Origin of the sequence: Mycobacterium sp. IS-1264, assembly GCF_001954195.1 — a bacterium.
In the GTDB taxonomy this organism is placed as follows: Bacteria; Actinomycetota; Actinomycetes; order Mycobacteriales; family Mycobacteriaceae; genus Mycobacterium.
Map to the genome: position 1 here is coordinate 1 of NZ_MBES01000040.1, position 11,545 is coordinate 11,545.

An 11,545-nucleotide genomic window follows, 5' to 3' on the forward strand; every position below is an offset into this window, starting at 1 on the left:
CACCGACGACGACCGCGCCCGGCGCCGCGGCCTGACCCTGGGCAACCAACAAGCCGACGGCATGTCGCAGCTACGCGCGTGGCTGACCCCCCAGCTGCGCGCCACCCTCGAGGCCGTGCTGGCCAAGCTCGCCGCCCCCGGCATGTGCAACCCCGACGATCAGACCCCATGCGTGGACGGCGCTCCCATGCAAGAAGCCATCGACAACGACCCCCGCAGCGCCGCACAGCGCAACCATGACGGGCTCAATGCCGGGTTGCGCGCGCTGTTGGCGTCGGGAAAACTCGGTCAGCACAACGGACTACCGGCCTCGATCATCGTCACCACCACCCTGGCCGAGCTGGAAGCCGCCGCCGGACGGGCACTGACCGGTGGGGGCAGCATCCTGCCGATGAGCGATGTGATCCGCCTGGCCCGCCACGCGCGGCACTACCTGGCCATCTTCGACAAGGGCAAGACCCTGGCGCTGTATCACACCAAACGCCTGGCCTCCCCCGCACAACGAATCGTGTTGTACGCCAAGGATCGTGGCTGCACCGCACCCGGTTGCACCGTGCCCGGCTACTACAGCGAAGTCCACCACGTTGTGGGCTACGCCACCTGTGGCTGCACCGACGTCGACAACCTCACCTTCGGCTGCCCCACCCAACACCACATCGTCCAACCCGAGGGTTGGAGCACCCGCAAGAACGCCAAGGGCGAAACCGAATGGATCCCACCGCCCCACCTCGAACGGGGCCAACCCCGAACCAACACCTACTGGCACCCCGAAAAACTGCTCCGCGACGGAGACGACGACGATGACCACGCCGCCGACGATGACGACGCGGCATAACCCCTGAAGCACTAACGTGAGTCGGGTGAATGGGCAACGCACCCTGCTGGTGATGCGGCACGCGAAGGGACACAGCGAGATTGATGAACTTATAGACTTGGCGGCGAATCCTTGCGCAGTGGAAACTCGGTGATACAGTACTCCATCAACTTGACCATCTGATCGTAGATGTCGCGGTTTCGGCTTAAGTGCCTCTCAGGAAGAGTTCGGCCGCGCTCCATTCTCGGATCGTCGGGCGATATTCTCTCTCGTACTGCTATCAGGTTTTCGAAATCTTTGCGGTCTTCGTCCATGAGTTTGTATATCTCGCTAGCGGGCTGGAGGATTTCCTTGTCACTGGTGAGGGTCATGAGTGTGAAATCGCGAACTGCTAAACGCAGGCATATGTTCCAGACTGTTTCATGATAAGCAGCTTCCGATTGCTCTCTATACCGTTCGAACCTCTCGGCCAACAACTGAGCATTCTCGGGTGAGTATTTCGTCTCTGCGTTGAATTGGTTGAAGGCTGTGTCGATCAACTCACTCATGCGCTTGCCCAACTTGCTGCTCTCGAGTCTGTATTCGTCTAGGTCGCTCAAGTATGCAGCAAGCTCGACGCGCAGCTTGTCGTTGCGCGCGTCCACGCGGCCTTGTTGGAATCTTTCGTCTGCGCTTTGCAGTGTGCGGCGGTTGTATCGAGCATTCACCGCGATCGCTGCTGCTGCGATCGCTACCGTAAAGAGGTTACCCCAACCTGGCGTGTACCAACCCGTTACACCATTCCACACAGCGTGCCAAAACTCGCACAAATTGCGCATGATATCGGAGATCACGGTGACCAAGGTTAAGTCATCGTCGTGACCGAACGTGTACAAATCACGTAGCGGTTCCGGCGCCCGCGGTGAGTCACAACTCGTCGGAGCGCCTTCCCTGCTAACCGCGCCGTGGCCGGGCCCGCAACCGTTCGGTCGGAATCGCCAAATCCCAGACCATCCGATGACCGTCGTTCCTCGTTGTATGGACGAGCAACCGTGGGTGGTCGGCCTCCTGAAGGCGCCCATCGGCCGTACCTGCGAGCGCAGTGTCAAGCCATCGTTCAATTTGCGCATCTGTTTCTTCGGTCACCGGGGCCGTGCTGCCTAGAATGAGGACCTGCCGATTATCGGCGAGGCCAAAGCTGCAGAGCGGGACCATGTCTCGAGGATCAAGCTCGATCATGCGTCCGGTTGGCCGCAAGATGTAGACGTGGAGGTACCGGGCCGAACCTTCCGGCGGTGGCGGGACCCAGTAAATGTCCTGCGGTAGTTTCGAATCGTCGTGCTCCTCTAGGTCCTGATGCCTGATGCGGATCGAGAACGCCAAGGTCCAACCGCTGTCACCGATTTCGGGAGGTTGGTCCCACTTATCGACGACACGACTTCGTCCGGTGTAGCCAGCCGCTCTGGCTTGCTGCTCGGCCCGTTCGTTATCGACAAACTGGTGTAGCCACATGCCCGTTTTGTGGAAACTCCATTTTTGGACACCGGCGGTGTTGCGCTCAGCGATGTAGAAATCACCTGAGTTAGGGGTCGCCCACACGTTCCACACCGTCCCGCGAGGGGCGTCGCGTTCACCGACTGCGAGCCTGAGCTTGCCGCCAGGCGTGACCTCGTGTTGCTCAACGGTCCCATCCGGAAACTGCAACCAAAATAGCTGGGGCATCGCCGCAGAGTACGCCCAGTCGTATGTTCCCAGGACCGGATGGATGTGATGGCGAGCGCAGGGTCAGGGGTGATCACAGTTCTGCCATGCGATTGCCGTCGCTGATTGGGGATCGGCAGCGCGTCAAGAGAAAGTTACGCCGACGAGGACGCCGCCGACGATGACGACGACGCTGCGTAGCGCTTCGAGCACTAACGTGGGCCGGGTGAACGGGCAACGCACCCTGCTCCTGATGCGGCATGCGAAGTCGTCGTACCCGGATGGCGTCGCCGACCACGACCGGCCGTTGGCACCGCGAGGCATCCGCGAGGCCGGGCTAGCCGGCGACTGGTTGCGCGCCAACGTGCCGCCGATCGACGCCGTGCTGTGTTCGACGGCCACTCGCGCCCGGCAGACGTTGGACAAGACGGGCATCGACGCCATGGTGCGATACAGCGAGCGACTCTACGGTGCCACCCCCGGCACGATGATCGACGAAATCAACGGGGTCACCGACAGCGTCAACACCCTGCTCGTCGTCGGGCACGAACCGACGACGTCCAACGTGGCGATCGGCCTAGCGGGCGCCGACGGCACCGATACGGCAGCGGTGCAACGCATTTCGGAGAAATTCCCGACGTCGGCGATCGCGGTGCTGACCGTGGCCGGCGACTGGAAACGCCTGGAACTGAACCGCGCCGCGCTGGTCGGCTTCGAGATCCCGCGCTGACCTACGAATTGGTGGCCAGCGTCAGCTCCATGAGCTTGATGGCCTGCGCACAGGCGTCGATACCGGGCGCCTGGGGATTTACCCACCAGCCGACCACCCCCGCCGCGTCGCTCGCCACTCCACACGCGCCGTTCGGATCGTCGGGGCGCATCACAATCGAGTTGATGCCCGCGATCTGACGGCTCTCGACCTTGTACCTCAGGAAGTCAGCAACCTTGCGCTCGTTGCCGAGGCTGCCCTGTTCGAACCAAAACCGGGTGATGTCGATCAGTCCGGCGGGGTTGGCCGCCTGCCACCGGCAGATCGCTCCGACGAAGGTGCTCTGGATGTCAAGCGGATCGGCACCCACGGTCTTTGCCAGAATGTCGGAGGTCAGGACCTCGCATTCCTTCAGCAGGTTCGGGTACTGCTGTTGGGAGTTGTTATTGGGGGACGGCCCGCCCGCCTTGATGGCTTTACCGCCGACCGACCGTGAACAACCGGTCGCCACCACCCCAGCCACCATCAGCGCGATGATCAACACGGCTACACCGCCACGCAGGCCTCTTCTGCTCATTTCGCGTTCGCAATCGACTGCCGGGCCAGTTCTTTGGCTATGTCACACGGCGGCGGGAACGGCTTCTGGCTAAAGCTGATCGACCATTCGATGAAGTCGTCCTGGAATTGGATGCCGACCTCGCACAGCGAGTCACCCAGGTTCGGTTCGTTGCCGACGGCGATGAAACCGCCGTGGCCGTTGATGTTGATGTCGTCGACGCTCGCCCGCGACAGCTCCTCGGTCTTGCGTTCGCGACCGATCGGGCTGCCGCGGTACCAGGAGAAGGAGAAGTGCGGGCCGAGAATGCCGCCGCCCGCGAGCCACTGGCATCCAACGGAGTTCCGGGCGGTATTGATCAGTCCGTTTACCTTGGTCAGTTCCGCCACCGTCTGATCGCCGACGCCGCCGCATTGCGGGAACATCGGCCCGTGGTGACCGTCCCCGCTCCCAGGTTCGGTCGATGAAGTCGCGCCTGGTTTGTTGTCGCCGGAACTCGAGCACCCCGCAGAGATCAGGATCGTGGCCGACGCCGCGATGGCGAGCGCTGTCAAGTTACGCCGCACCGGTACTCTGCTTCTTCTCAGCCTGCTGCCGGTCCACACGATGCCCCACACGATGCACTGTAGCGGCAGCCCCGCGGGTCAACCACTGACGCGGCCGCTGAGCTGGCAATTCAACGCCTTTGCCGGGTGCGGCGCGAGCGCGCAACCCTCCGGCGGTGCTCGGGACCGGGACCCCTGCCATATGCGACAGTTACCAAATGCTCCTGGCACTGCTGCGCCAGTACATCCGGCCGTACCGTCGGCTGGTTGTGGTGCTGACGGTGCTCCAAATAGTCAGCACCCTGGCGACGCTGTACCTGCCGACGGTCAACGCGGCGATCATCGACGACGGCGTCGCCAAGGGCGATACCGCCGCCATCCTCAGCCTCGGCATGCTGATGCTCGCGGTCACGGGTGTGCAGCTGTTGTGTTCGGTCGGGGCGCTCTACGTCGGCTCGCGGACGGGGATGGGCTTCGGCCGCGACCTGCGCTGGGCGATGTTCGAACACGTCACTACCTTCTCCGAGCGCGACACCGCACAGTTCGGCGCACCGACGCTGCTGACCCGCAGCACCAACGACGTCCGGCAGATCCAATACCTGGTCCAGATGGGGGCCACGGTTCTGGTCACCGCGCCGATCATGTGTGTCGGCGGCATCTTCATGGCGATCCATCAGGAGGCCGCGTTGACGTGGCTGCTGCTGGTCAGCGTTCCGATCCTGGCCGTGGCCAACTACTGGATCATGTCGCACATGCTGCCGCTGTTCCGCAGGATGCAGAGCCTGATCGACGGCATCAACCGGGTGATGCGCGACCAACTTGCCGGCGTCCGCGTAGTGCGCGCGTTCACCCGCGAACGCTTCGAGCGCGACCGGTTTGCCCGAGCCAATGCGGCGCTATCGAACGCCTCGCTGGACGCCGGTAGTTGGCAGGCGTTGATGCTCCCGATCACCACGCTGACCATCAACGTGTCCAGCGTCGCGCTGATCTGGTTCGGCGGGCTGCGCATCGATCGCGGCCAGATGCAGGTCGGCTCGCTGACCGCGTTTTTGGCCTACTTCACCCAGATCCTGATGGCGGTGCTGATGGCGACGATGACGCTGGTCATCTTGCCCCGGGCGTCCGTGTGCGCCGAACGGATCACCGAGGTGCTGTCCACCCGCTCGGCGATCGGCGATCCGCCGAGCCCCAAATTCCCGCGCGGCGGGATCACCGGCGTTGTGCGCGTGCAGGACGCCACCTTCACCTATCCCGGTGCGGATCGCCCAGTGCTGCAGGACATCTCGTTCACAGCGGCCCCCGGCACCACCACGGTTATCGTCGGCAGCACCGGCTCGGGAAAGTCGACGCTGATATCGCTGATCGCCCGGCTCTACGACGTGACGGCCGGGGCCGTCCTCGTCGACGACGTCGACGTCCGCGACTACCACACCGAGCGACTCTGGTCCGCGATCGGGCTGGTTCCCCAGCGCGGATACCTCTTCTCCGGCACCGTCGAGGAAAACCTGCGTTACGGCAAGGCTGACGCGTCGGACGAGGAGATGTGGGAAGCGCTGCGAATGGCGGCCGCCGACGGATTCGTCCGGGCACACGACGACGGGCTGCGCATGCGCGTCGCCCAGGGCGGGATCAACTTCTCCGGCGGGCAACGCCAGCGGCTTGCCATCGCCCGCGCGGTCATCCGCCGCCCGGCCATCTATCTTGTCGACGACGCCTTCTCCGCGCTCGACGTGCACACCGACGCGCGAGTTCGCGATTCGCTGCGAGCGATATCCGCGGGCGCCACCATCATCGCTGTCACGCAACGAATTTCGACCGCGGCGCAGGCCGATCAGGTGATCGTCGTCGACAACGGGATCATGGTCGGGTCGGGCACCCATGAATCGCTGTTGACCGACTGCCCCACCTACGCCGAATTCGCCGACTCCCAGTCCGTCGGCGCCGGAGTTGGGGACGCACAATGACGGCGGTCACCAGTAGGCCGACCCGGGGCGTCGCGCCGGCGCCGGCCGCGCGGTCCCGAGATTTCTGGGGTTCGGCGACGCGGCTGGTGAAACAGCTTGCGCCGCAACGAGGGCTGGCCACCGCGGTGATCCTCCTCGGCATCACCGGCACGGCGATCGGCGTCGTCGTTCCGCGAATCCTCGGCCATGCCACCGATCTGCTGTTCAACGGCGTGATCGGCCGCGGCCTTCCGGCCGGCATCACCAAAGCACAGGCCGTCGCGGCGGCCCGCAGCCGGGGCGACACGGGCTTCGCCGATCTGCTGTCGGGGATGAACGTGGTGCCGGGCAAAGGAGTGGACTTCGGCGCGGTGGCCAGAACGCTGGCGGTGGCGTTGGCACTGTATCTGGTTGCGTCGCTGCTGATTTGGGTACAAGCGCGGCTGCTGAACCTCACGCTGCAGCGCACCATGGTGGCGCTGCGTTCCCAGGTCGAGGACAAGGTGCACCGACTACCACTGGCCTACTTCGACGGCCGGCAGCGCGGTGAGCTGCTCAGCCGGGTCACCAACGACATCGACAACCTGCAATCGTCGCTGTCGATGACGCTCAGTCAGCTGCTGACGTCGATCCTGACCATCGTGGCGGTGCTGGCGATGATGGTGTCGATCTCGCCGCTGTTGGCGCTCATCACATTGCTCACGGTGCCGGTCTCGCTGCTGGCCACGCGCGCGATCGCGCGCCGTTCGCAACGGCTGTTCGCGGCCCAGTGGAAGAGCATCGGACGGCTCAACGCGCACATCGAGGAGACCTACAGCGGGTTCACGATCGTCAAGACGTTCGGCCACCAGGCGGCGGCGCGCGAGCAGTTCCGCGGTTTGAACGACGACGTCTACCACGCCAGCTTCGGCTCCCAATTCTTCTCCGGCCTGGTCGCGCCGGCGACGACCTTCGTCGGCAACCTGGGATACGTTGCGGTGGCCGTGATGGGCGGGCTGCAGGTGGCCACCGGACAAATCACCCTCGGCAGCATTCAGGCATTCATTCAATATGTGCGGCAGTTCAATACCCCGCTGAGCCAGGTCGCCGGGATGTACAACACCCTGCAATCCGGAGTCGCCAGCGCTGAGCGGGTGTTCGAACTGCTCGACGAGCCGGAGGAGGCGCGGGCACCCGAGCCAGGTCACGAGCCGGCCGGACCGGCCGGTCGATCCGGTCCGAGCGGACGGGTCGAGTTCGAGCGCGTCAGCTTTGCCTACCGTCCGGGCACCCCGGTCATCGAGGACCTGTCGCTGGTGGCCGAGCCCGGCAGCACGGTGGCGATCGTCGGACCGACCGGCGCCGGCAAAACCACCCTGGTGAACCTGCTCATGCGGTTCTACGACGTCGATTCCGGCCGGATCCTCGTCGACGGTGTCGACATCACCACGATGAGCAGGCAAACGCTGCGCTCGCGCATCGGCATGGTGCTGCAGGACACCTGGCTCTTCGACGGGACGATCGCGGAAAACATCGCCTACGGGCGGCCCGAGGCCAGCGAGGACGAGGTGGTGGAAGCCGCCAAGTCTGCCTACGTCGACCGGTTCGTGCACACCCTGCCCGCCGGCTACCAGACCCGGGTCGGCTGGGACGGCGGCAACCTCAGCGCCGGCGAGAAGCAACTCATCACGATCGCGCGCGCGTTTCTTGTCCGCCCGCAGCTGTTGATACTCGACGAAGCGACCAGCTCGGTCGACACCCGAACCGAGGCGCTCATTCAGCGCGCCATGTGTGAGCTTCGCCAGGATCGCACGAGTTTCATTATCGCGCATCGTCTTTCGACCATCCGCGACGCCGATCGCATTCTGGTGGTGGAATCCGGCCGGATCGTCGAACAAGGCAATCACGCCGAGCTGCTGACCCGCCGGGGCGCCTACTACGCGATGGCCCAGGCGTTTTCCGAATCCACGAACTACGCATCGGAATGACGGAAGGACGGCGCGATGGCGGACAAACGTCTCGAATTCGGCCTGCTCGGGCCGTTAGAGATGAGCGTTGACGGCACGTTGGTGCCGTTGGGCACGCCCAAGCAGCGAGCGGTATTAGCCATGCTGCTGATCAATCGCAACAGTCCGGTGGGCGTCGAGCGGCTCATCACCGCCGTGTGGGAGGAGCGGCCCCCGTCGGGCGCGCGGGCCAGCATTCACTCGTACGTGTCCAATCTGCGCAAGCTGCTCAGCGGCGCCGGGATTGATCCACGAACGGTGTTGGCCGCGGCGCCGCCGGGCTACCGACTCAGCATCCCCGAGGACGCTTGCGATCTCGGACGGTTCATCACCGAGAAGACCGCGGGCGTGCACGCGGCCGCCGCCGGCCGCTTCGAACATGCCAGCCGGCACCTGACGGACGCGCTGGCTCAATGGCGCGGGCCGGTCCTCGACGACTTGCGCGACTTCCAGTTCGTCGACACCTACGCCACCTCGCTGTCCGAGGAAAAGATGCTCGCCCACACCGCGAAGGCGGAAGCCGAACTCGCTTGCGGACGGGCGGCCAACATCATCGCCGAGCTCGAGGCGCTGACCGCCGAGCACCCCTACCGCGAGCAGCTGTGGGCCCAGCTGATCACCGCCTACTACCTCACCGACCGCCAATCCGACGCGTTGGCCGCCTATCGCCGCGTGAAAACGACGCTCGCCGATGACCTCGGCATCGACCCCGGTCAAACCCTGCGCGATCTCAACGAGCTCATCCTGCGCCAGGATCCGTTGGACGCCAAGAAATCGGCCAAGACCACCGCCGTCGGCACGATCACCGCGCTCGACCAGCGCACCCAGGTCCCGGGCCAGAAAACGGTCGCATATCTCGACGGAGCCTCGGGGCGCCGCTACCCGCTGCTGGCCGCGGCGACCCGGATTGGGCGGCAAAGCGATAACGACATAGTTCTCGATGGCGCGAACGTCAGCCGGCACCACGCAGTCATCGTCGACACGGGCACCAGCTACATCCTCAACGACCTCCGTTCGTCGAACGGCGTGCACGTGGGGCACCAGCGGATCCGCTCGGCCGCCACCCTCAACGACGGGGACCACATCCGCATCTGCGACCACGAGTTCACGTTTCGGATCGCCGTGGCGGACAAAACCGGCCATACCACCCAGGTCTAGCCGCGAGGCCGAATACGGTTGCCGTGCACGGCTTTTATTTCGCGACCTAGCATTACCGCAGTGCTGTACCGCTTCGCGGCCAAGCCGCATGACAACCACCACAGGGCTTTTCGGCGTGTGACGCTTTCGCCGACATCCGGCCGTATGGTCGCTGGGCGGTAGGCCGGTTGTTATAGGTGATCTGGGCGAATGTGGGCAAACTTGTTGGTATGGTCGGCGGGTCTGGGGTTGGTTTGGAGGATCTGGGATGAGTGACGGTCAGGCCTCGCGGGTGGGGTCGATGTTTGGTCCTTATCACCTCAAGCGGCTGTTGGGCCGTGGTGGCATGGGTGAGGTGTATGAGGCCGAGCACACCGTCAAGGAGTGGACGGTGGCCGTGAAGTTGATGTCGGACACCTTTAGCCGCGATCCGGTGTTTCGTGAGCGGATGAAGCGCGAGGCCCGTATTGCCGGGCGTTTGCAGGAACCCCATGTGGTGCCCATTCATGATTACGGCGAGATCGATGGACAGATGTTCATGGAGATGCGCCTGATCGAGGGCACCGATCTCGATAGTGTGCTCAAGCGGTTTGGTCCGTTGACCCCGCCGCGGGCGGTGGCCATTATCGCCCAGATCGCCTCGGCGCTCGATGCCGCTCATGCGGCCGGGGTGATGCATCGAGACGTCAAGCCGCCCAACATTTTGGTCACCCGCGATGATTTCGCTTATCTGGTCGATTTCGGTATCGCCAGTGCCACCACCGATGAGAAGCTGACCCAGTTGGGCACGGCGGTGGGCACGTGGAAATACATGGCGCCGGAACGGTTTTCCAACGATGAGGTCACCTATCGCGCCGACATCTATGCGCTGGCGTGTGTGCTCTATGAGTGCTTGACCGGTTCCCCGCCGTATCGGGCCGACAGTGCCTCCACGTTGGTCACCGCGCATCTGATGCAGCCCATCCCCCAGCCCAGCACGGCACGCTCGGGCATCCCCAAGGCCCTCGACGGCGTGATCGCACGCGGCATGGCCAAAAAACCCGAAGACCGCTTCGCCAGCGCCGGCGATCTGGCCCTGGCCGCCCACGAAGCCCTATCCGACCCCGACCAAGACCACGCCGACAACATCCTGCGCCGCAGCCAAGAAGCCACCCTGCCCGGCGCACCGTCACCAGCCGCGGCATCCCCGAGCCCGCCGGCGCAAGACGCGCCCCCGCCGTACGCCGGCGCCGCCGGGCCCCCTTCCGGCCCGACGGCGGCCGCGCAGCCCGGGCAGTCCTGGGGACCCCCAAGTGGGCCGGTGCCCGCGGCTGCCCAGCCGGCCGCCGCGTCGTTTTACCAAGGCGCCGGCCCCAACTGGGGCACACCCCCGCCCCACCAACCCTGGAACCAACCACCCAAGCCCAAACGCAACCCCTGGCCCCTCGTCGCCGGCGCCGCGGCGCTGGTGGTCGTCCTCGTCGGCGCCGCCATCGGCATCGCAATCGTCATGGGCGGCAACGACGACAACAACCCGCAGGCGCACAGCACCACGACGACGGCGCCCACCACCACGAAGACCTCGCGGTCCACCACCACCACGACCCCGGGCGGCGATTCACAAGGCAAGCTGCTCAGTCAGCTGCCCGCCGGCTATGCGAGCGGCACCTGCACCCCGACCACCCCGAAGCCGAACAGCGTCTGGGTGAACGCGGTGGCCATGGTCGATTGCGGGCAGAACACCAACCCGGGCGGCCCGTCTCGCGCGGTGTACGGACTGTTCGCCAACGCCGATGTCCTCAAGAAGGCGTTCAACGACGACATCGCCGCCGGACAGCTGATGAATTGCCCCGGCGGCGGGCCGTCACCGGACAGCTGGCACTACGACAAGAGCCCGACGGTGACCGCCGGTATGGTCGCATGCGCCACCTACAAGGACCACCCGAACGTGGTGTGGACCAACGACGCCAAACTGATGCTCTGTGACGTCTTCGGGGATCCCCCGACAATCGAGGACCTGCACGGGTGGTGGGAGAAGTACGGCTGACCCCACGCCGCGGATGAAGCCGCGGCGTCGATACATCTGCGCGGCAACGGATACCGGCACTCGGCTACGGGGCGGTATGGTCGGCGGGTCTGGGGTTGGTTTGGAGGATCTGGGATGAGTGACGGTCAGGCCTCGCGGGTGGGGTCGATG

10 protein-coding genes are annotated in these 11,545 nt (G+C 64.9%); 6 read left to right on the forward strand and 4 right to left on the reverse strand.

What is annotated here, in order from left to right:
* Window positions 1-835, forward strand: an 835-nt coding sequence (locus A5744_RS07315; protein WP_139331272.1) for an HNH endonuclease signature motif containing protein, incomplete at its 5' end; no start/stop codon positions are given.
* Window positions 836-924: 89 nt separating this feature from the next.
* On the opposite strand, the gene A5744_RS07320 is transcribed toward A5744_RS07315, so the two are convergent.
* Together A5744_RS07320 and A5744_RS07325 are read right to left on the reverse strand one after the other, a co-directional pair.
* On the reverse strand, window positions 925-1,647 hold the full coding sequence (locus tag A5744_RS07320; RefSeq protein ID WP_139331273.1) for a hypothetical protein: 723 nt from the start codon (window positions 1,645-1,647) through the stop codon (window positions 925-927).
* A 100-nt stretch (window positions 1,648-1,747) separates the two neighbouring features.
* Complete coding sequence (locus A5744_RS07325) at window positions 1,748-2,515, reverse strand: hypothetical protein (protein ID WP_076059704.1); 768 nt, start codon at window positions 2,513-2,515, stop codon at window positions 1,748-1,750.
* A 205-nt stretch (window positions 2,516-2,720) separates the two neighbouring features.
* Here A5744_RS07325 and A5744_RS07330 point away from each other — a divergent pair, with 205 nt between their 5' ends.
* A complete protein-coding gene (locus A5744_RS07330; RefSeq protein ID WP_076059706.1) occupies window positions 2,721-3,224 on the forward strand; it encodes a histidine phosphatase family protein in 504 nt (167 codons plus the stop codon).
* 1 nt (window position 3,225) lies between these two features.
* Here the strand turns inward: A5744_RS07330 and A5744_RS07335 are convergent, their stop codons facing one another.
* Window positions 3,226-3,780, reverse strand: a complete 555-nt coding sequence (locus A5744_RS07335; RefSeq protein WP_076059708.1) for a DUF3558 domain-containing protein — start codon at window positions 3,778-3,780, stop codon at window positions 3,226-3,228.
* Window positions 3,777-4,325, reverse strand: a complete 549-nt coding sequence (locus tag A5744_RS07340) for a DUF3558 domain-containing protein (RefSeq protein WP_076059710.1) — start codon at window positions 4,323-4,325, stop codon at window positions 3,777-3,779. Before A5744_RS07340 ends, A5744_RS07335 begins: the two co-directional genes overlap by 4 nt.
* Window positions 4,326-4,522: 197 nt before the next feature.
* On the opposite strand from A5744_RS07340, the gene A5744_RS07345 reads away from it, so the two are divergent.
* The 4 genes from A5744_RS07345 (at window position 4,523) to A5744_RS07360 (ending at window position 11,395) form a co-directional block, all read left to right on the forward strand.
* Window positions 4,523-6,268: an ABC transporter ATP-binding protein gene (locus A5744_RS07345; protein WP_076059712.1), complete on the forward strand. Its 1,746-nt coding sequence runs from the start codon at window positions 4,523-4,525 to the stop codon at window positions 6,266-6,268.
* Window positions 6,265-8,214: an ABC transporter ATP-binding protein gene (locus A5744_RS07350; protein WP_076059713.1), complete on the forward strand. Its 1,950-nt coding sequence runs from the start codon at window positions 6,265-6,267 to the stop codon at window positions 8,212-8,214. The genes A5744_RS07345 and A5744_RS07350 overlap by 4 nt, the downstream gene beginning before the upstream one ends.
* A 15-nt stretch (window positions 8,215-8,229) precedes the next feature.
* Window positions 8,230-9,390: an ATPase/transcriptional regulator EmbR gene (embR, locus tag A5744_RS07355; protein WP_076059715.1), complete on the forward strand. Its 1,161-nt coding sequence runs from the start codon at window positions 8,230-8,232 to the stop codon at window positions 9,388-9,390.
* Between the two features lie 247 nt (window positions 9,391-9,637).
* Window positions 9,638-11,395 carry a serine/threonine-protein kinase gene (locus tag A5744_RS07360; RefSeq protein WP_076059717.1) on the forward strand — a complete coding sequence of 586 codons (1,758 nt, stop codon included), beginning with the start codon at window positions 9,638-9,640 and terminating at the stop codon, window positions 11,393-11,395.
* Window positions 11,396-11,545 lie beyond the last annotated feature (150 nt).

Bases quoted from the DNA above. Each gene is read 5' to 3' on its own strand.
- A5744_RS07325 (WP_076059704.1), bottom strand. From the start codon at position 2,515: ATGCCCCAGCTATTTTGGTTGCAGTTTCCGGATGGGACCGTTGAGCAA.
- A5744_RS07360 (WP_076059717.1), top strand. From the start codon at position 9,638: ATGAGTGACGGTCAGGCCTCGCGGGTGGGGTCGATGTTTGGTCCTTAT.
- A5744_RS07350 (WP_076059713.1), top strand. From the start codon at position 6,265: ATGACGGCGGTCACCAGTAGGCCGACCCGGGGCGTCGCGCCGGCGCCG.
- A5744_RS07345 (WP_076059712.1), top strand. From the start codon at position 4,523: ATGCTCCTGGCACTGCTGCGCCAGTACATCCGGCCGTACCGTCGGCTG.
- embR (WP_076059715.1), top strand. From the start codon at position 8,230: ATGGCGGACAAACGTCTCGAATTCGGCCTGCTCGGGCCGTTAGAGATG.
- A5744_RS07335 (WP_076059708.1), bottom strand. From the start codon at position 3,780: ATGAGCAGAAGAGGCCTGCGTGGCGGTGTAGCCGTGTTGATCATCGCG.